Origin of the sequence: Bradyrhizobium sp. CB82, assembly GCF_029714405.1 — a bacterium.
Classification (GTDB): Bacteria; Pseudomonadota; Alphaproteobacteria; order Rhizobiales; family Xanthobacteraceae; genus Bradyrhizobium.
In genome coordinates this window covers 469,102-487,517 of record NZ_CP121651.1, presented here as the reverse complement: position 1 = coordinate 487,517, position 18,416 = coordinate 469,102, and the positions used below count along the sequence as shown (strand labels likewise).

Below are 18,416 nucleotides of genomic sequence, written 5' to 3'. Positions count from 1 at the left end.
CCGCGTCCTGAATGTTCACTTTTGAACAGTTCCAAGGGAACCTGGCCGTCCGCGCTGCGTAGAATCGCCGTCTATAGCAGGGGCGCCTGTTGACCGAATCTCTCACCATCCTGGTGGCCGAGGACGACTACCAGATTCAGGAAATGCTGGAGGAGGCGCCGACCGACGCCGGCTTCCGGCCGCAGATCCTGTCGTCGGCGGAAGAAGCGGCCACCGTTCTGAAAAGCGGCCTCTACGAATTCCGGGCACTGGTCACGGATGTGAACTTGAAAGGCAAGACGAGCGGCTGGGACCTCGCGGTCTTGTTCGGGAGCGGGATCCGGAGTTTCCCGTCGTCTACATGACCGGCATGGCCGCCGACAATGGGCGAGGCTCGGAGTGCCCAAGAGCGTTCTGCTCACCAAGCCCTTTGCCCCCGCCCAGCTTGTCACCGCCGTCTCGCAGCTTCTCAACATGGGATTGGCTCCTCTGTAAGGGAGCAGTCGCCGCTTCAGAGCAGAGCAACGACGGCGACCATGGCGAGCAGACCGGCCGCGGTCACGCACCAGCACGACAGTTCAAGGAATCGCATACCGCGCCCCCCGCTCGAACTTCCTGCCCGCGGACGCTATACCCGGAACCGGCCTTCCGGAACCGAAACCTTTTCATGCCCTCATGAATTCAGGACAGGGGCTGCAACGCGAGGCGCAGCCAATGTCCAGCATGCCGGTAGGCGACATGATTCTCACGGTCGCAGTCATGACCATCGCCTTCGTCGGCGAAGTCGCGGTTTTTGCCCTCCTCGGAATCTTCTGAGGGAGGGCCACTGGAACGAGGCACGCCGGCGCAGCACCCTGAAGGAGCCTGCTGGAGGAAGTGCGATGTCGACGGTGGCGAACCTGCTTGCGCAAAAGCAGCGGCTGCTCGAACGACTGGAGAACGATCCGGGTCCGAACGAGCGCGATGAAATCGAGAGATTGCTCGCCAAGATCGAGGGAGTCCAACGACCCGGTCGAGGAAGGCGGACCACTGTAGCTCCGACAGACGGACTTCTTGGAACGGACTCAGTCGTTCAGTTTTTCCCACGGCATGACATGCAGCAAAGCGCTCGGGAAGATTGGGAGGAGATTTCGATGAGAGCGACGGCACGGGCGATCGCGTTTGCATTCGCTGTCTCAGCATCGGCCGTCTCGGCGCAACCGGTCAGGTGGACCACCTACAGCATCCCCCAGACCGGCACCTCGGTCGACTTCCCGTCCTCGATCTTCACCGAGGAGGCGGGTCGACCGGATGGATATGGGCAACGCTTCCGGACCGCCGACGGCCGCGCCGACCTCACGATACAGGCCGCCCCCAACGTCGCGAACGATTCGCCGGCTGCGTTCCTTGCGAAAAAGGATCCGCCCCCGCGCATTCAGTACAAGCGAGTAACGCCCCGCTTCTTCGCGGTTTCCAGCTACAAGGGCGACAAGGTCTGGTACGACCGCTGCAACTTCGCCGGCCGGCTGGTTCATTGCGTGCTGATCAATTACCCCGCCAGCGAGGAGCACGACTGGGACGACATCGTCACGCGCATCAGCCTGTCACTTCGCAGCAAGTAGTAGTCCGAAGCGGGGTGCCGCCCTTATGGACTCGAACATGAGACGTCAGGTTTGGCGCTTCCGGAGACTTGGGAAGTCATCACCTTCACGGCCCCCGGATCCCTACGGTCCGATCGCTGCGGAAGCCGATGGAGCCGAACGGCAGCGCTGGATCATATTGGCGCTGGCCTGGCAGCAAATTGCCCGAATCCCGGGTCCGTCGCTCGGAGCCAAGTCCGAACAGGCGGCTTAGCAACAACTTGGCGGGCACTCCGGGCAGGTGTCGCCGATCGAATCCAGGACATCGCGAACCTCGGCCACGGCTGCTTCCGGCGAAATGCCCGGCGGCGGATCCCGGCGGGCGATGTCGAAGGCGCGATCGCGCGCATACGGATCGGCCCGGTCCTGCATCCACCCGTGCTCTTCGCATTCGCGGATGGCGCCGGCCTCCTGCAGGATCGAGATCGCCCAGCCGCGCAGCGTCCGGATCGCTGGCCTTTTCTCTTTCGTCATCAGCATCGAGATCGCTCCTGCCCGGACGAATCCTTCCGCCCGGTCGCTAGTTCCGGGCGGTTAGCACACAGCAGGGATTCGAAATCGCTGGAGCTCGCGCTTGTCCACGTGTTCCGTCGTCTGTGCAAAACGACCCTGCGCCAATTTGGAGGCAGCGTGCCGCCGAATTCTTCGGGCTCACGTCGCAGCTGGACGTCTCAGGTTACGTCGCTGCGGGTCGCTGATCCTGAAGAAGGCGCGCAGCAGCCGCAGCGCTTGCAGATCCAAGAGACTTGTGAGCTTGATCTTGGCCTCGTCCACCGATCCCTCATGCGATGTCGACGTCGGCATTCGGTCGCGCGCGTTGCCGAAAGGCAAGCCATTCGAGGGTGGGATGGGTCGCCCCCGTATTCCTACGGACCGGAGCTGCAATCTATGTTGCGAGCGGTCCGTCCTCCTTCTCGCCCGTGGCGACGATCTTCAGCGCCCCGTCGGGAAGCGGCCGCTGCAGCGCCTTGGCTTCGTCCCAAGGGGCGCGCATCCAGACGTCGTATTCCTCCGTGGTGGTGAGGATCACCGGCATGGCCTTGCGGTGGACCCGCCTCACCTCGCTATTGGGCTCGCAGGTCAGGAAGCCGAACACGTCGGTCGTCACTTCGCCTTCTTTCGTCTTGCGCACGCTCGTCCAGTTGGTCCAGAGGCCGGCGAACGCGAGCAGGGGGCGGCTTTCGTCCGGAGCGAACCAGACCGGCACCTTCTTGCCGTGGATGGTGTCGTACTCCGAGAACGAGGTGAACGGCACCAGGCAGCGGTGCTCGGGCCCGAGCCAACGCTTCCAATGCGCGCTGCGCACGTTGCGGATGTTGGTGGTGCCGCCGTCCGGCTCCATCCGCAGCAGCTCCTTGAAAGCGACCAGCTTGCCTTTGGCCTCCAGCTTCCGGGCCCGCTTCTTGGTCGCGTGGCAGATTATGATACTAAAGAGGTAAGCCCGTTTCTCAATTGCGTGACCCTTGAATAGGTCGTCAATTTGTATGGCGAGGCAGTGCAACTGTGTTTTGCGTTCTCCCCAGCGCTGTTCTCGTGGCGGCCGGGGCTGGCATTTCACATCCCGAACAAGATTTCAACCGGCAAGGGGTCGCTGAAGGGCGACCCCTTTCGATTCCGACACTCGCCGAGGACCATGACGCTGGGAATAATCCAAAAGAGTGTCTCGCTTGGCGACACTTCCCCAATACAATGAATGTGCGCGCTTCGGCGCGCGCGACGGGGACGGCTTCGGCGGCCATCTAACCAGCCTCGGCGCCGAGGCCGTTCCTCACTTTTGCTTCCGGCGGACCCTTGAGCGAATGATCTGCGGGAGTTCATCAAGAGGTTACGTCGGCACCTGGATTGAAGTGGCGAGGCGGTCGTGGCGGCGCCGGGCACGAGGGCGTGCTACCTGCGTCGGCGACCAATCGCCTGATCCCCGCGCGGGGAATGCCGCGTGCGTTCAATGCATCGGCAATGGCCGGCAGTGATCGGCCTCGCTGAGCGCCGCGCCAGCAGCGCGACCGGCGCGCGCGAGCGCCTCACAGGCGTTCGAGCACGCGTGCTACCTGCGTCTCGGTCCATGCGCTCTTGCCGCGTGCGTCGCAATGCCTTTTTCGGTAAGGCCAGTCGCAATGGCCTTGAGACTCGTTGCGCCGCTCGCCTGTAGCTCGGCAATGACTGGCGCGATATCCGCTGCCCTTCTCGCCGCCCGCTCACGCAGCACCTCGATAGCGAGCTTACGGGCCCTTGCGGTCGGCCTCACGCCGCGATCTCCACCGAGTTTCACACCGCGCCGCTTCGCCGCCGCCAGCGTCCTTGGTGCGCTTGCTGATTATGCGCCGTTCCTCCTCCGCCAGCATCGCCATGATGCCGACCGTCAACCGGTTGGCGTTCGGCATATCGGCGGCGACAAAGTCAACGCCAGCCTTCTCAAGCCCCAGCAGAAACTGAGCGTCACGCGACAAGCTTTGCGCGTGTCTACGTCCGCATCGAGAGTGGCTTCGAGGTGGTGGCGCTGGAGCTTTGCTTTGGCGTCACCGAGCGCGGCCTCGGCAAGCCGCATCGCGGCCACGCAGCGTTTCGGCTCGCTCGCGCAACGCCGCGAGTTCTGCTTCGACTTGCTCGGTCATTGTCTTTCGCTTGAAGAATGCCATGTCGGCACATTAGGTGATCTGAGGCCGATCAGGTGCGGCGCTCGCCACACATTCCGTGCGGCCCGCTCCACGCATTAGAGATGTTTTTCGCTACGGAGGGTGAAGGCACAGCGGAAACGGCGGGCGACCTGCTGGTAAGCGCAGTAGGCTTCAAGATCAGCGCGTTCCTTAATTGAAACCTGCGGCGGACCGGGTTCGCTTGCGCGATGCAGCTGGGGGCGAGCCACCGCGTTCACTAGGAAAAGCCGGGCAGGTCAGCTGATGATAGCGTACTGCCGACGATTGGATCATCGTCAATGAGGCGACTTCCGACATCACGACGGTGAGCGCTTTTCTTCGCTGCAGATGAAACAGCTACGCTCGTTCGCCAGATAGAACGAGGCCGCCTCATTCGCCGATGAGCTAAATATCATCCGCCGCCATGAGCCGTTTATGGATAGTGCTCTGTGGCCGCTCGGCGCAATTGAGCCAATATTCCCCCTCGGCAAGCGGTCAGGATTTGCCGTAAGAGCCCTGATAGCGGCCTTCGCAGATCGCCTTGCGTCTCTTCTTCACGTGCGGCCTGGGCCTGCACCGCTTCGAGCAGGCTTGCGGCCGCCGTCGCTGGAAACGACACCACGCCGTCCTCATCGCCGACGACGATGTCGCCGGGCGAAATCAACACAGCCTCCGACCGACACCGGCACGTTGATTTCGCCATGGCCATCTTTGTATGGCCCTTAATGGATCACCGCGCGCGCGAAGCAGGGAAGGTCAGACGTAGCAAAAGCCGCGACATCGCGGATCGCGCCGTCGATCACGTAGCCTTCCGCCTTACGCCCCTGCGCGATGTTCTTCATGATCTCGCCGACCAGCGCGCGGGTCTCGTCGCCGCCGCCATCGACCACGATGACATCGCCTAGCCCGACCATCTCAAGCGCCAGCGTCCAACCGATCCTAACGTATCGAGTAACACGGTTGGTACATCGCCTGAAGTTGCTTGCCGCGCAGGAAGATCATCTGGGGCGTCAACCCGCCGCGCACGGCGATCCACCGCTGCACCGGCGTCGGATACATCGAATACAGCATCATGGTTGCTTCGCGATTAGTGAAGGTGCGGCCGTTGATGCCGAAATCATACGCGGCATGGAAACCAAGCGCCGCACGCGAGGTCACGCAGATTTTGTCATGAGGGACCGCGCCGAGGACGATGGTGCAGGCCGAGGCACAGAGACCGTCAATGATCACGGACTGTCCGGATGAATGCAGACGTTGAAATTTGGTGATGTAGCTTCCGATTCGACCGCCCCGATCATCAGCAATGCGGATTGCCGCTTGACTTGCCCCGACACCCGCAAGCAAGAGCGCTGCCGCAAGCAGACACGTTACGAACTTCATATCCCTACCCTGGTTCGAGCAAGCAGATTTGATCGTTTTGCGTGATGCGCGAAACAGCAAAAGCGTCCTTCCCGTTCGTGGCTTTATCTAGGCGCCAGTGATCCAAGAAGTGCCCGCCTCGCGCTCGGCAACGGCGCGGTCCGGTTCCATTGTTTTTCCGCTGCGCTCCACGTCGTAGGCACCGCTGAATTCCGCTTTACTCCTCGATAGGCGGGCTATTTCATAGTTCGCCAGCACTTCGCATTAGGGCCATGTGTGGACGGCTCCAGGTTGGCAAGAGCTTTCTTTACGCATGCGGCGGTAGTCGGAGCAGCCATGTGTTCGGCCTATTAGCGCGATTCGCGTGACCGCTGGCCATAATGCCCTCCGTCGATCAGGTCCCGGTCAAAAGCAGCGCTGCATCTGGCTGAGCTTCCACGACCAATCCAGCGGTGCTTTTTGTACGTTGAACCACAGTTGCCCACCGACAAACTGCATGGCATTGTGACCCTCAAGGTCCGAGCCGGAGCAACATGACGTATCCCTGCCGCGTTCTAATGATCTATCCGAAGTTCGTTCCGAACTCGTTCTGGAACTATACCGCAGCCTGCGAACTCGTCGGCGCGAAGTATCCGGCAGCGCCACTCGGCCTGATCACCGTCGCAGCCATGTTGCCGAAGCATTGGGACATCCGTCTCGTCAATCGCAACACCGAGTCTTTGACGGACGCGGACCTCGACTGGGCCGATCTCGTCATGATCGGCGGCATGCTCAACCAGCAGCCTGATGCCGTCTACCTGATCGATCTCGCCCATCTGCACGGCAAGCCAGTATGTGTCGGCGGGCCTGACGTGACCTCCAGCCCTCATCTTTACGCGGACGCGGACTTCCAGGTGCTCGGCGAGGCCGAGGCAATCATCGAGGATTTCATCGCCGCCTGGGAAAGCGGCGCCCGCACGGGCGTGTTTGTCGCCGAAAAATTTACGGCCGACGTCACACGAAGCCCGATGCCCCGATTCGATCTGCTCAAGTTCGAGCACTATCTCTTCATCGGCGTGCAATATTCACGCGGCTGCCCGTTCACCTGCGAGTTCTGCGATATCATCGAGCTGTACGGCCGCGTGCCGCGCACCAAGACCAACGATCAGATCCTCGCCGAGCTGCAGGCGCTCTACGACCACGGTTACCGTGGGCATGTCGATTTCGTCGACGACAATTTCATCGGCAACAAGAAGAACCTTCGCACCCTGCTGCCCCGGCTCAAGGACTGGCTTGAAGAGCGCGACTATCCGCTCGAGTTCTCCACCGAAGCCTCGATCAATATCGCGGACGACGACGAATTGCTGCAGGCGATGAAGGACGCGAACTTCTTCGCGATTTTCGTCGGCATCGAGAGCCCGGATCCGGAGACGCTCGTGCAGATGAAGAAAAAGCAGAACACCAGACGCAACATCGCCGAGTGCATTCACAAGATCTACAGCTACGGCATGTTCGTCACCGCGGGCTTCATCGTCGGATTCGACAATGAGAAAGCCTCGATGGGACAGGCAATGGCCGACTTCATCGACGAGGCGAGCATTCCGGTTTGCATGGTCGGACTGCTCTATGCGCTGCCTGGCACGCAGCTCACCCGGCGACTGGCCAAGGAAGGCCGCCTGCATGAAGGCCATGACCTCATGAACGTCGAGCAGGCCGGCGATCAGTGCACGCTCGGCTGTAATTTCGATACCATGCGTCCGCTCCGTGAGATCCTTGCCGACTACAAGGCGGTGCTCGGGCAGGTGTACAGTCCGGCAGCCTATGCGAGGCGGCTGTCACGGCTCGCCGCCATGCTCGACCGATCCGACCGTCGCCGCGACCTCCCGGACGGCGACTTGCGAAAGAAAATCGGCGGCATCGACAGCGTGCACAAGATCATGCGGGCCCTGCCGGAGGTCCGCGAGCCGTTCTGGAAGACCTTCGTGGAGGTCGCCAAGACCAACCCGGGCGCGCTGCGCTACATCGTGATGCTGATGGCGCTGTACATGCACCTCGGGCCGTTCTCCAAGCGCGTGATCGGCGAGATCGACCGCCGCATGGCTGAACTGGACGCTATGCCTCCGGCGATGGCCGCGGGCGCTGAACGGGCGCTACCGCCAGCGGCGGTGTAGCCAAAGCCACTGATCGGGATATTCGCGGACCCAGCCCTCGATCACCGACGTGACCGCCTGCATCGTTCCCTGAATGTCGATTTGGCCGGCGGCGTCCCGGACCGGCTTCACTTCTTCGGACAGCTCACCACGAAAGCGGTTTCCCGGCAGGCGAATAATGCGTACGCCATGGATCGGGCACTCGATCTGCCGCAGCAGCCGCGCCAGCATCGGGTTGGCCCTGGTCTTGCGGCCAAAGAAAGTCACCTCGACGCCGTTGGTCAGATACTGGTCGACCAGCATCCCGACGTGCTGACCATTTTTCAGGGCCTCCGCCAGTCTGAAGGGTGCGTCACGACCAGCCGGAATCAGCGTCCCCATTTTTACGGCGCGCATATCCTGGATGATGCGGTCGGCGGACGCGATGTTGGGCCGGCGATACAGGATCGCCGCGTCCATCCCGTGCGCGACGGCGGCCAGCGCGGGAAGCTCCCAGTTGGCGAGATGGCTTGCAAAGATCAGCGCCGGTTTGCCGTCGAGCCGGAGCTGCGTGAACAACTCGTATGAGCGCTTGTCGATCTCGATCCGGCTGTCCTCGGGCCGCGCGGGATCGTAGTCCCAGATATGATCAAGATGCGCAAATTCGGCTCCGACTCGACCGAGATTGTCCCATACGCCTGCGAGAATGGCCTCGATCTCTGCCGGCGATTTCTCCGGAAATGCGGCGGTTAGATTGGCGCGACCGATCTTGTGCTCCCGCATCAGGGGCCCGATCGAACGGGCAACCCGGCCAAACAGGTTGGCGGTCCTGATCGGATCGAAAAAGCGGGCGGTACGCAGTATCCCTATCGTCAGCGCACCCACCGCGGCCTGGCCCAGGGGCTTGGTCACGTCGCGAAATCGGCGCAAAGCGGACGTTGCATCAGAAACCAACGAAAATCCTGCCTAACACTTGTCGGTTTTCCATGTGTTTTAGCGCGCATCGGACGCACCGCATTGTGATTTCGTTAGTTTGATGCAGCTGCTCAACGCTCGGCGTATCAATGGAGCCCAGAGCCTCGTTACCAAAATTCGCTTCCATTTCCGAAGCTATGCAGTTGCAAATTTGCAAGCAAGCGTCGGTTGAAAAGCCACCTTGCTGCGTGCACACACTGAGCAGCGAATTTGCGGTCGCCACTCTGCAGCCGCGGCGATTGTTAGATATTGATTGCAATCGTCAGAGCTAGGAGACGCGGGCATTGCTTTGCTTCCCTTTTTCTATTTTGCTGAGGTGCCGCTCCAAATTCGACTCCATCTTTTGCGCCTTTAGCAATAGCTAGCTACTTGCGTGGTTTTACCCTGAAGCGGGACCACAAATGACCGATCAGTGATAGGGCGATAGCGGCCATAATGATCGGGAGCCAAATCGACGTGGTTATGATGAACAAGGAAATGATGACCACACGTCCGAAGACCGATTCGCTGACCGGATTCTTGATACGAGCGAAATAGACGTAGATAATAAAAATGCTGGCCGGCACCATCCACGCGGCGACAAGCACCAGTAACAGGTCAACAAGTTGGCCGGCATAATGGTGCATGAGCGCACCTCCTGACAGCGTCGGAGCGAATTGCTGTCACCGCTGCCAGAGCTGCGGTGATTGTCGAGGAGAATTGGTCTTTTCGCGTTGGCAGTCATCTGCACGCTCGGCGCCGCTGTCCGGGCCGGTGCCCAAACTCATGCGAAGCCGCAGCCTTCGATTCGCCTGAGCTCGGGCCTCTCAACGCGCACTCGTTGAGATGGCTCGGGCAAGGGCTCGTCCAATGCAATCATAACCATCTGCGGTGTTGTGCAATCCGTCCCACGTTACAAGCGCGCTTTGCGCAACTCCGGCATTGATCGAATTTCGCATCAGCGCAAAACGAGAGAATAGCCCGACCCGTTCCTGCTTCGCGACATCGGCGATGATTCCCTCCATAGTTGGGTAGCTAGCGGAAGCGAGCACCTGCGGCGCATATTGCAGATCCATCAGCACGACATCGGCAGACCCTGCCTTAAGGGCCCTTACCCCTTCAAGAACGCTCCTCTTGAGCCCTTGGTCCGGCCGGCCACCCCAGGCGACGTCATTGGTGCCCAATTGCCAGATAACGAGATCAGGTGCGTGGGCGAAAACGTCACGCTCGAAGCGTGCGATGTTGTTCGGAATTGTGTCGCCGATTCGACCGCTGTTGATGACGTTGATCTTGGCGTTCGATCTAAGCCTCGAGAGCTCCCGGCGCATCACCTCTGGATATGTGGCCGCGGACCTAAACACCCAGAGTCCCACTGTCGACGATGATCCGATCGCTACAATCTTTAACGGCTCGCCAGATCTCAAACGCGCCGCCGTATGGGGCAATTGTGTGCCCAACGAGACATCCAAGTTTGCCGCAAGGCATCTCTCTCCAGATGATATCTCGTCCTGTGCTCGAGAGGGCGCCGTGCTGGACAATCCGATCATCATGGCAGCACCGATCGACGCTACTGTTCGAGCGGTTCGGATTACGCGCATGGCAAAATACATCGACACTGTTCCCCAATAACTGGTCGATTCTCTCTTGACAACCCTTGGCGTCAAACGTTCTGTCATTTGATTTCAGGTCGATTGACGCGTGGGCAGTGAGTAGCACGATGAATCCGCGGATAGTCGCCGGTAAGACCCTGTCCGGAAAGCCTATAGCGAAGCGACTGGTATTCCATATCGGCGGCTATGATCCAATCACGTCGCATGTCAGCGCGCAACGACGCTTTGTGCGCGAGATTGCCAGGTTCCAACATACCTGGTCAGTGAAAGCGGCCGTTGACGGTTCGCATGATACTGCCGACCAGATGCAATGGAATGTGACGACAACCGGCCCCGATTGGCACGTCGAAACCGATTACCGTCTGGTCCGATGGCACGACGTAATTGAGGCCTTCGGGCGTCGAAGCATTGGCTCACGCATTTCCGTCGGCATTCTTGCGTTTCTCGATTTCGTTTTGTCCGGCACTCTTTGGCGCTACTTGCTGGCCAACTGGCGCTACGCACTTTTCTTTCTCTATCCATTGGTCATGTTCGGACTGCTCATCGCGGCCGCCTTCTTGATTGGCGTGCTTGCATTCAAAATCACCGGATCAATTCCCATTGCTACCGGTGGCGGTCTCGTCGGGTTCGCAGCCGTTTTGGCCGGCCCGTGGCGCTGGCTGCACCTAGGCGACTTGTTCGACGATTGGATTTTTTCTCGCGAGTATATTCGATGCGGTAATTCGGAAATCGAGCAAAGGCTGGACAGGTTGGCCGCGGAGCTCGTGGCTGCGGCGAGCAACTCTGCCGCAGACGAAATTTTGGTCATAGGCCACAGTCTCGGCGCCGTACTTGCGGTTGATCTACTTGATCGCGCATTGAAGCTGGACCCTGCGCTCGGTCAGAACAAAATTCCCGTCACATTCTTGAGCGTTGGATCATCCATACTCAAGATTGGCCTGCACCCGAAGGCAATACGCTTTCGCACGACGGTGGAACGCGTCGCCAAGTCGCACGCGATCTTCTGGGGCGACTATCAGGCCCTCATCGACCTGTTGAACTTTTACAAAAGCCGGCCAATGGCCGATATGGGCTTGTCGACAGAAAACGAGGCGACCGTCAGGGTCGTGAAGATTAGTCGAATGCTTGACCACGACATGTATCAACGCATCCGCTTCAATTTCTTCCGCGTGCACTGCCAGTTCGTCAGTGGAAATGACAGGCGAACATCGTACGATTACTTCATGCTCACATGCGGACCTATTTCAGCCAAGTCCCAGACGCTCGCCCCGGATGGCGCCGTGTCGATGATCGCTGACGACGGAGGACTTATTGCGAGCGTACCGCTGTCGGAAAACGAACTGCCGGGTCGTCCGGGCGCGGCAGCCTAATTCAAATGACGCCCACCATTTCGGAAGTGATTTTCGTTGCATTGGCGATCGGCTGGTACCTCATACGCTATAAGTACGCGCGGCGTTCCCGCCGTGCGAGGATTGTGTGGAGCGCTCGCGGCCCGCTGGAAACTACGCTCCTGCTCATATCTCTTTCGGGGCTTGGACTTGTGCCGCTCGTCTACGTAGCGACAGGAATACCTCGTTTCGCAGCTCACAGCTTTTATCCCTGGTTGGCTTGGCTCGGATCTCTCTTTGCGATTGCGGCTTTGGGCGTCTTTCACCTGACTCACCGTGCACTCGGCCGGAATTGGTCGATAAGTCTCGACGTGCGGGAGAACCATGAACTCGTAATGGAAGGGATTTACCGGAGAGTTAGACACCCGATGTATTCGGCATTTTGGCTGTGGGCTATCGCCCAGGCATTGCTGCTGCCTAATTGGATTGCCGGTTTCGCGGGTCTGGCCGGCTTCGGAATTTTGTTCTTTGGCCGCGTCGCAAGAGAAGAGCGAATGATGCTGCAGACGTTTGGCGACAGGTATCGCGAGTATATGGCGCGGACCGGTCGAGTCTTTCCGTGGATACTCTGAGGTAGGTCCCGACCTATGGGGGCCCACGAAATCGACTTGGAACCAAACAGCTCAATTTGCGTGCCATTTTCGCAACATACGGCAAAAAAAGTTTTCGAAACTGCCGACTCCTCGGCCTATTCATTGCTGTCGTGGCGAGCGTCAGGTTATTTCTATGCGTGTCATGTGAATTCCAACTACCGAATCATGGTGAACCCAATGTTGAAATTCGTGGTCCTTGGTATCGCTTCTTTGGCTTTCGTGGGAACAGCAGTTGCTGCCGACATGCCACGGCCTCAGCCGGTTGCCGCCGCTCCCACGCCGGTTGGCAAATATCCCGTCGGCAAATACCCCGTTGGTAAGAGCCCCGTGGGCAAATACCCGGTCGCGGCCCCGGCTCCGTTGGTGACCAAAGGTTGATCTGACTATCCATTCGTACGCCAGCGGCGTTCGTTTGGGGTGGGCGGACTGCCTGTGGCATCGGATCTTGGATCCAAGAGGCTTCGAAGATGGCGGGAGTGAATCGGAAATATCCGGGCTTGGAGCTTCTTGCGAGGGCCGCCATGTTGGCGGCTTTTGTAGGCTTGGGAGCCGGGATCAGTAGTGCACAACCACTCGCGGCGCGTCCCGACCATCAGCAACGGGACGCTCTCCCCAATTCGGCGACGAAGCATGCGGAGAGCATGGCCGCTGTTACGCCGGGTGCCCCGCTGGCCACCTCAGATGTAAAGCCAGTAAGAGCTGCTGCCAAGGGTCCCTACTATGTTGATTTTCGTGCCCGTACGGCAGCAACGTACGGTCATGCATTCATCTGGTACGGAAAGACGAACGAAAAGCAGGTCGAGGTCGCGGGTCTGGCTCCGGCCGGCGACGAGCTGCCGTACATCTTGGGACACCTCATATTTGTCCCCTCTGAGACAGGTGCGACCTATGGTGATCTTGACGAGCAATATCTGACGGCCAGCTATCGCGTCTATTTGAATGAGGCCGATGCCGAGAGGGTCTTTGCTTACATCAAACACCTGCAGGAGACTTCGCCGGTGTGGAATGCAGCAACGACCAACTGCACTGCTTTTATCGGACGCATAGCGACTTTCATGGGTCTCAACGCTCCGTTTCATCTGTTAAAGCCTGAGGAATATGTAAACCGACTCAGAGAGCTGAACGGCGGACGAAAAACGGTGCAGCTTGAACCTGAACGAGGTTAGGTCCCTCAGTGTTGAGCTCATGCAGCTTTCCTGATCAGCGGTCTCGATAGGCGCCGGATCTTCCACGAATTCAGTGAGCGGCGTCATCCGAGAGAGTGGGGGCGCAATATTGACCGTCGAAGGCTGCCAAACAACCGTCGATCGGTTGGAGGGCCCGCCGCGAAAAGCCCAAGCTTCGCATAGCCCGCGATCAAGGCGACCGCGAATGGCGTAACGATCCGAGGTACAGTCTCTAGCGCTCGTCCTAGAAAAAGAGGTCATCGACAGGCAGTCGTTGGACGTGCCTTAACGGTCGAGCATTGACACCAATCGATCAATGCGGCTCGCGTAGGCGGCAGGTTGATGGACGCTCTCCGGAATCTGTCTGTAGTCCATCAAAATTTCGCGCAAGGGACGCGCCGGATCGAAATTTGTGCCATCAGTGCACTGATCGCGGCTGTTATTGCGCCGGTATTCGGGGGACGCCAATGCGGGTCTACATCATTCTTGCCGGCCTAGCCCTTTTGCTCATTGGAAGGGTCAGCGGCACGGTCGTCGATAAAGGAACCGACGCGCAGAGATCTTGCGGGCTACTTGTTCAGAAATCGTTTCGTGATCAGGACGAAGCCCGGCTCGCCGGCTCATGTGAGGGAATGATCGAGACTGCGATGCTCTTTTCACCAAATCTGCCAGCTGAGGTGCGTGCATGCCCCCCAGCGCAAGGCAGTGCCTTGGAAAGTGCCAAGATCCTTCTTCAATACATTGACAATAATCCGGATCGACTGAATGAACCGGGGATTACCCTTGCTCTCGAGGCGTTCAGAGATGCTTGGCCTTGCCATGGGGACGATGCCGGGGCGCCAGGTGGTCCAAAACCAAAAAAGCGCGTGCCGAAAAAATTAAAACAATGAAGCCTACATCGCCTGCGAGCAATGGGAACAGTGCCTTTGCGACCTTAGTGCTCCCGTCAGCAGCATCAAGCGTATGCTGTTCGATAAAGGAGCGTAAAGAAAGCGCTTTGTAGCAACGGACCCGAACAGAAAAAGCAATATCATCAGCATGCCAAAGGGGCCCGGCAGCCTTATTGAGCAATTTCGCTCTGCCGATGCGAGATGACACACCAAGCTGTGGACGAGTTACCATTCGCCTGGCGACAGAAAGCATGAAGGGTTGCGGGAGGCGTAATCCGGGGGAACCAAGAAAACCTTCAGTCAATTCCGCTACGGGCCTTGGCGGTTCTCTAATTCCGGGCGCGAACCTCCTCCGAATCGATGGACACCTGTAGTAGGCTCGAAGAGCCAGGAGGTGTCGGATGGAAGGACGTCAACGTCGGTCGTTTACGGATGACTACAAGCGGCAAGCGGTTGATCTCGTAGTGTCGAGCGGGCGCTCGATCGGATCTGTTGCCAGGGAGCTTGGCCTGCGCGATTCCGTGCTGCGGCGGTGGGTGGAGCAGCGAGGGGCCCGGCTGGAGCCGACGGCGGCGACGCGGCGCCCGACAACGCAGGCGACGCTGCCGTCGGCGGATCACGCGGCGGAGATCGCGCGTTTGCAGCGGGAGAACGAGCGGCTGCGCATGGAGCGCGACATTTTAAAAAACCGTCTAGCGCAGCGGCGCGCCTGTGCGGCTTAGAAACAGCCTTGTGTATCCTTTGCGGCTGGGAGGGTAGCGGCCGTTTGATTATTGGAGGCTCAATCCCCGTTAAAAAACATGGTCCATGGGTGCATGCGGACTTGAGAGTGGTGACGCTGCTTTGACGGCGATCCCGATTAGGAAGATGACGATTGGCATAGCCCAGACCCTCCTACTCATCATTGATTGGAGACTTGCCATGCCCAAGAGGACGACAGGAGCCCGACCGGAACTAAAGCTGATCAACGTCGGGGCCGCCGCCATCGACATCGGATCAAGGATGCATATGGCTGCGGTTAACCCCGCCGCTTCTAACGACGCACCTGTGCGCTCTTTTGGCACATTCACCCAAAACCTGCATGATCTGGCAGATTGGTTCAAAGCCTGCGGCGTGACGCGTGTCGCGATGGAATCTACCGGGATCTATTGGATCCCCGTCTACGAGATTCTGGAGCAGCGCGGGTTTGATGTGATTTTGGTCAATGCGCGCTACGCCAAGAACGTTCCTGGACGCAAGACCGACGTCAGCGACGCTGCGTGGCTGCGCGAGCTTCATTCCTATGGCCTGTTACGCGGCAGCTTCCGACCTGATGCTGAGATCGCAACCCTGCGCGCGTATCTGCGTCAACGGGAGCGACTGGTCGAATATGCCGCCGCCCATATACAGCATATGCAGAAGGCTCTAATGGAGATGAATCTGCAGCTCCATCATGTGGTCACGGATATCACGGGCGTAACCGGCATGCGGATCATCCGAGCCATTGCCGCAGGTGAGCGGAATCCTGACGTCTTGGCAACCTATCGGGACGTGCGGTGCCATTCATCCATCGAGACGATCCGCGCGGCACTGGTAGGCAACAATCGACACGAACATGTCTTCGCGTTGACCCAATCGCTGGAACTTTACGACGTCTACCAAGCGAAGATACTCGACTGCGATCGCAAGCTCGAGGTCCTGATCGCGACACTGAACAGTAAGGGCGCAAAGCCGGCCGGGAAGCTTTCCAAGCCACGCATCAAGACTAAGCAAGTCAACACGCCCACCTTCGATGTCAGAACCGCACTCTACGGAGTGCTCGGCGTCAATCTGACCGAGATCCATGGGTTGGGTCCATCGCTGGCATTGAAACTTGTCGGCGAGTGTGGCACCGATCTGAGGGCCTGGCCGAGTGCTAAGCACTTCACCTCCTGGCTCTGCCTTGCACCCGGCAACAAAATTTCCGGCCGCAAGGTGCTATCGTCGCGGACACGGAGATCCTCCGGTCGGGCAGCCGCACTGTTGCGGTTGGCAGCAACGACCGTCGGACGTAGCGATACGGCGCTCGCGCATTCTATCGCCGACTATCCTCACGTGTGGGTAAGTCAAAAGCGGTAACAGCGACCGCTCGGAAGATCGCAGTTCTATTTTACAACACTCTTCGGCACGGCATGAGCTACAGGGATCCAGGCGCCGACCACTATGAGCAACAATACCGCAGCCGCGTCCTTGCTAACCTTCGACGCCGTGCCAAGTCGCTCGGCTTTGTATTGCAGGCCCGGGAGACGCCAATCCGGCTGTTTCTTAGGAAGTCCATTGCGATCTTTGCTGGAGTTCCGAAATGAGATTCCGCTTTATCGAAGATCGCCGCGCCGACTATCCGGTGACGCTCCTGTGCGACGTGCTCGGCGTCTCGCCGGCGCTATTATGCATGGCGCTCGCGCCTGGAGAGCCGACGATCTGCCGCCAATCGTGACCTCGTCGACGACATCACGCGGGCCCACCGCGACACCCGCGGGCGTTATGGCAGCCCGCGTATCCATGTCGAGTTGAAGGCTCAGGGCCGCGGAGCGAGCCGTGGTCGCATCGAGCGGTTGTGTGAGTGGCGTCACGGCATCAGGGCCATGCGGCCACGCCGGGTGCGAACCACGGTCGCGCCAACGCCTATGTCAACGCGGCAGGTTTCGACCTGATGGCCGGCGCCGATTTCGTCCCCGGGACCGTGGCCGTTGTCACAGCCGACGGCTCCGCCCGACAGGTGGCGGACGGGATTGCCTTTCCCAATGGCATGGCGGTGATGCCCGATAATTCGACCCTGATCGTGGCCGAGTCGTACGGCAAAATGCATATTTCACTGATGGTGAGCAGCGATTTCGCGCGATCATGAGCGCCGAATTCAGACGATCGTGAGCAGCCCGCTCCGGCCGAGGCGGTGACAGAGTCAGCGTTCTGGCTGCTCGTCAAGGGTAATGGTTTTGGCGTTGCGTTTTCGCATGCTTTCGCCGGCAAGCTGGAGCGTGATAGCTGGCCTGACCGTCTGGACGGCCGGATCGTGCTTCGAGGCCGCCCGATCTGCGCCTCGAGAAACGGCGGCTGCTTATTCCAAGCCCGAGAGAGGTCTTATGAGAGCGCCGTTAGGGGGAGGGCGCTGCTATGCCTGTTTGTCAACCCTGGCGCAGTGTGCGAGCGTTCCTTTTTCCGGCTTGGCTTCCTACTACTCCAACGAAAGCGGCAGTCGCACGGCACTCCGGCGTGCGCTTCGACGATCGACTGCTAACTGCGGCGCATCGCTGCCTGCCGTTCGGCACAAAGTTGCGGGTGTCGCGCGGCGGCCGATCGGTCGTGGTCTCTGTCAATGATCGCGGCCCTTTCGTCCGTGGGCGTGTCCTCGATTTGGCTCTGGCTCCGGCGCGCGAGCTCGGCCGGCATCGCGCACGTCGACGTGGAGGTCGTCGAATAGAGAAATCCGCGCGAGAGCGCTTCGCTGAGCGAAGCCGATCGCTCACCAAACAAAGCGAGCGGGACTCACTTGCGAGGCTCAACAACTGTTTTTGTTGATCCGTCCGGCGCTGCCTGCATCCCCGGCGGGCTTTGACCTTGCGGGCTTTCCGGCTGCGCACCACCCGATTTTGTTTCAAGCGGTCCGGTCCAACCTTGTGGCTGCAATTGTCCTTTTTCTTCCGGTGCCGAGCGCCCGCTTGGCGTGTTCATGTCTTTCTTCGAATCTGGCTGTGCCAGCGCAAATCCGCACGACAACGCCCAGCAAAGCGTCGTTATCAGAATGATCCGCACTGCGATCTCCGCCTGGATGATGTACCAAACAGAGTGGGCCACCATCAGTTCCGTGTTGCAATGCGGGCGATCAATACCGGTGGCAAAACGATGCGGCTAGTCGGCTTCGATACGCCGAAGCGCGGGCGCGCTGCGACGACGAGCACCCGGCGTGCGGAGGCCGCCACCAAGCGGCTGCGGGAGCTTATCGCAGGCGGCGAGCCCCGTCTGCAGCGCGTCGCTTGCGCGTGTCACCCGGGCGAGGAGGGCACCTCGCGCTGCAACTATGGCCGGCTTTGCGGCTTGCTCAGCGTCGACACCGTGACGTCGGCCAGCTCCTGATCGGCGAAGGCCTAGGGTCCGTACT

Annotated in this window: 19 protein-coding genes and 6 pseudogenes; 14 read left to right on the top strand and 11 right to left on the bottom strand. The window is 59.7% G+C overall.

What is annotated here, in order from left to right; genetic code table 11:
* Positions 1–89: 89 nt before the first annotated feature.
* Both QA640_RS48565 and QA640_RS46255 read left to right on the top strand, forming a co-directional pair.
* Positions 90–344: a hypothetical protein gene (locus QA640_RS48565; RefSeq protein WP_349253774.1), complete on the top strand. Its 255-nt coding sequence runs from the start codon at positions 90–92 to the stop codon at positions 342–344.
* Positions 345–1,112: 768 nt separating this feature from the next.
* Complete coding sequence (locus QA640_RS46255; RefSeq protein ID WP_283043882.1) at positions 1,113–1,580, top strand: hypothetical protein; 468 nt, start codon at positions 1,113–1,115, stop codon at positions 1,578–1,580.
* 228 nt (positions 1,581–1,808) lie between these two features.
* On the opposite strand, the gene QA640_RS46250 is transcribed toward QA640_RS46255, so the two are convergent.
* The 6 genes and pseudogenes from QA640_RS46250 to QA640_RS46225 all read right to left on the bottom strand — a co-directional run bounded on the left by QA640_RS46250 (position 1,809) and on the right by QA640_RS46225 (position 5,611).
* On the bottom strand, positions 1,809–2,078 hold the full coding sequence (locus QA640_RS46250) for a hypothetical protein (protein WP_283043182.1): 270 nt from the start codon (positions 2,076–2,078) through the stop codon (positions 1,809–1,811).
* A gap of 171 nt (positions 2,079–2,249) precedes the next feature.
* Positions 2,250–2,372 (bottom strand): hypothetical protein, encoded by a 123-nt coding sequence (locus QA640_RS46245; RefSeq protein WP_283043181.1) that lies wholly within the window; start codon positions 2,370–2,372, stop codon positions 2,250–2,252.
* Between the two features lie 112 nt (positions 2,373–2,484).
* Positions 2,485–3,009: pseudogene (locus tag QA640_RS46240) on the bottom strand (SOS response-associated peptidase family protein); the annotation flags it as partial.
* Positions 3,010–3,817: 808 nt separating this feature from the next.
* Entirely contained in the window at positions 3,818–4,045 is a 228-nt protein-coding gene (locus QA640_RS48560) for a recombinase family protein (protein WP_349253773.1), read from the bottom strand.
* Between the two features lie 681 nt (positions 4,046–4,726).
* Positions 4,727–5,154 (bottom strand): annotated as a pseudogene (locus QA640_RS46230) (RraA family protein); the annotation flags it as partial.
* Positions 5,155–5,170: 16 nt separating this feature from the next.
* On the bottom strand, positions 5,171–5,611 hold the full coding sequence (locus QA640_RS46225; protein WP_283043881.1) for a hypothetical protein: 441 nt from the start codon (positions 5,609–5,611) through the stop codon (positions 5,171–5,173).
* A 512-nt stretch (positions 5,612–6,123) separates the two neighbouring features.
* On the opposite strand from QA640_RS46225, the gene QA640_RS46220 reads away from it, so the two are divergent.
* Entirely contained in the window at positions 6,124–7,740 is a 1,617-nt protein-coding gene (locus QA640_RS46220; RefSeq protein ID WP_283043180.1) for a B12-binding domain-containing radical SAM protein, read from the top strand.
* Here the strand turns inward: QA640_RS46220 and QA640_RS46215 are convergent.
* The 3 genes from QA640_RS46215 to QA640_RS46205 form a co-directional block, all read right to left on the bottom strand.
* Positions 7,720–8,628: a lipid A biosynthesis lauroyl acyltransferase gene (locus QA640_RS46215; protein WP_283043880.1), complete on the bottom strand. Its 909-nt coding sequence runs from the start codon at positions 8,626–8,628 to the stop codon at positions 7,720–7,722. The genes QA640_RS46220 and QA640_RS46215 overlap by 21 nt on opposite strands.
* Positions 8,629–9,038: 410 nt before the next feature.
* Positions 9,039–9,299 carry a hypothetical protein gene (locus tag QA640_RS46210; protein WP_283043179.1) on the bottom strand — a complete coding sequence of 87 codons (261 nt, stop codon included), beginning with the start codon at positions 9,297–9,299 and terminating at the stop codon, positions 9,039–9,041.
* Between the two features lie 180 nt (positions 9,300–9,479).
* Positions 9,480–10,262 (bottom strand): SGNH/GDSL hydrolase family protein, encoded by a 783-nt coding sequence (locus QA640_RS46205; RefSeq protein ID WP_283043178.1) that lies wholly within the window; start codon positions 10,260–10,262, stop codon positions 9,480–9,482.
* Positions 10,263–10,369: 107 nt separating this feature from the next.
* On the opposite strand from QA640_RS46205, the gene QA640_RS46200 reads away from it, so the two are divergent.
* The 4 genes from QA640_RS46200 to QA640_RS46185 all read left to right on the top strand — a co-directional run bounded on the left by QA640_RS46200 (position 10,370) and on the right by QA640_RS46185 (position 13,409).
* Positions 10,370–11,632: a hypothetical protein gene (locus QA640_RS46200; RefSeq protein WP_283043177.1), complete on the top strand. Its 1,263-nt coding sequence runs from the start codon at positions 10,370–10,372 to the stop codon at positions 11,630–11,632.
* Positions 11,633–11,637: 5 nt separating this feature from the next.
* A complete protein-coding gene (locus QA640_RS46195) occupies positions 11,638–12,222 on the top strand; it encodes a protein-S-isoprenylcysteine O-methyltransferase (RefSeq protein WP_283043176.1) in 585 nt (194 codons plus the stop codon).
* A 36-nt stretch (positions 12,223–12,258) separates the two neighbouring features.
* Positions 12,259–12,621 (top strand): hypothetical protein, encoded by a 363-nt coding sequence (locus QA640_RS48555; RefSeq protein WP_349253772.1) that lies wholly within the window; start codon positions 12,259–12,261, stop codon positions 12,619–12,621.
* An 89-nt stretch (positions 12,622–12,710) separates the two neighbouring features.
* Positions 12,711–13,409 (top strand): hypothetical protein, encoded by a 699-nt coding sequence (locus QA640_RS46185; RefSeq protein ID WP_283043175.1) that lies wholly within the window; start codon positions 12,711–12,713, stop codon positions 13,407–13,409.
* A gap of 285 nt (positions 13,410–13,694) precedes the next feature.
* Here the strand turns inward: QA640_RS46185 and QA640_RS46180 are convergent, their stop codons facing one another.
* Positions 13,695–13,799: a hypothetical protein gene (locus QA640_RS46180; protein WP_349253789.1), complete on the bottom strand. Its 105-nt coding sequence runs from the start codon at positions 13,797–13,799 to the stop codon at positions 13,695–13,697.
* Positions 13,800–13,876: 77 nt separating this feature from the next.
* Here QA640_RS46180 and QA640_RS46175 point away from each other — a divergent pair, with 77 nt between their 5' ends.
* From QA640_RS46175 to QA640_RS46150, 6 genes and pseudogenes are all read left to right on the top strand, one after another.
* Positions 13,877–14,299, top strand: a complete 423-nt coding sequence (locus QA640_RS46175; RefSeq protein ID WP_283043174.1) for a Rap1a/Tai family immunity protein — start codon at positions 13,877–13,879, stop codon at positions 14,297–14,299.
* A gap of 401 nt (positions 14,300–14,700) precedes the next feature.
* Positions 14,701–14,985: pseudogene (locus tag QA640_RS46170) on the top strand (transposase); the annotation flags it as partial.
* Between the two features lie 235 nt (positions 14,986–15,220).
* A pseudogene (locus QA640_RS46165) lies at positions 15,221–16,623 on the top strand (IS110 family transposase).
* Positions 16,620–16,754 carry a hypothetical protein gene (locus QA640_RS46160; RefSeq protein WP_283043173.1) on the top strand — a complete coding sequence of 45 codons (135 nt, stop codon included), beginning with the start codon at positions 16,620–16,622 and terminating at the stop codon, positions 16,752–16,754. Before QA640_RS46165 ends, QA640_RS46160 begins: the two are co-directional and overlap by 4 nt.
* Positions 16,755–16,943: 189 nt before the next feature.
* Positions 16,944–17,114, top strand: a pseudogene (locus QA640_RS46155) (SMP-30/gluconolactonase/LRE family protein); the annotation flags it as partial.
* Between the two features lie 358 nt (positions 17,115–17,472).
* Positions 17,473–17,701, top strand: a pseudogene (locus QA640_RS46150) (septal ring lytic transglycosylase RlpA family protein); the annotation flags it as partial.
* Positions 17,702–17,803: 102 nt separating this feature from the next.
* Here QA640_RS46150 and QA640_RS46145 read toward each other — a convergent pair.
* On the bottom strand, positions 17,804–18,070 hold the full coding sequence (locus tag QA640_RS46145) for a hypothetical protein (protein WP_283043172.1): 267 nt from the start codon (positions 18,068–18,070) through the stop codon (positions 17,804–17,806).
* Between the two features lie 90 nt (positions 18,071–18,160).
* Between QA640_RS46145 and QA640_RS46140 the strand changes: the two genes are divergently transcribed.
* Positions 18,161–18,391 carry a hypothetical protein gene (locus tag QA640_RS46140; protein WP_283043171.1) on the top strand — a complete coding sequence of 77 codons (231 nt, stop codon included), beginning with the start codon at positions 18,161–18,163 and terminating at the stop codon, positions 18,389–18,391.
* Positions 18,392–18,416 lie beyond the last annotated feature (25 nt).

Bases quoted from the DNA above. Each gene is read 5' to 3' on its own strand.
- QA640_RS46210 (WP_283043179.1), bottom strand. From the start codon at position 9,299: ATGCACCATTATGCCGGCCAACTTGTTGACCTGTTACTGGTGCTTGTC.
- QA640_RS46255 (WP_283043882.1), top strand. From the start codon at position 1,113: ATGAGAGCGACGGCACGGGCGATCGCGTTTGCATTCGCTGTCTCAGCA.
- QA640_RS46225 (WP_283043881.1), bottom strand. From the start codon at position 5,611: ATGAAGTTCGTAACGTGTCTGCTTGCGGCAGCGCTCTTGCTTGCGGGT.
- QA640_RS46200 (WP_283043177.1), top strand. From the start codon at position 10,370: ATGAATCCGCGGATAGTCGCCGGTAAGACCCTGTCCGGAAAGCCTATA.
- QA640_RS46160 (WP_283043173.1), top strand. From the start codon at position 16,620: ATGAGATTCCGCTTTATCGAAGATCGCCGCGCCGACTATCCGGTGACG.
- QA640_RS46220 (WP_283043180.1), top strand. From the start codon at position 6,124: ATGACGTATCCCTGCCGCGTTCTAATGATCTATCCGAAGTTCGTTCCG.
- QA640_RS46205 (WP_283043178.1), bottom strand. From the start codon at position 10,262: ATGTATTTTGCCATGCGCGTAATCCGAACCGCTCGAACAGTAGCGTCG.
- QA640_RS46185 (WP_283043175.1), top strand. From the start codon at position 12,711: ATGGCGGGAGTGAATCGGAAATATCCGGGCTTGGAGCTTCTTGCGAGG.
- QA640_RS46175 (WP_283043174.1), top strand. From the start codon at position 13,877: ATGCGGGTCTACATCATTCTTGCCGGCCTAGCCCTTTTGCTCATTGGA.
- QA640_RS46140 (WP_283043171.1), top strand. From the start codon at position 18,161: ATGCGGCTAGTCGGCTTCGATACGCCGAAGCGCGGGCGCGCTGCGACG.
- QA640_RS46195 (WP_283043176.1), top strand. From the start codon at position 11,638: ATGACGCCCACCATTTCGGAAGTGATTTTCGTTGCATTGGCGATCGGC.
- QA640_RS46250 (WP_283043182.1), bottom strand. From the start codon at position 2,078: ATGCTGATGACGAAAGAGAAAAGGCCAGCGATCCGGACGCTGCGCGGC.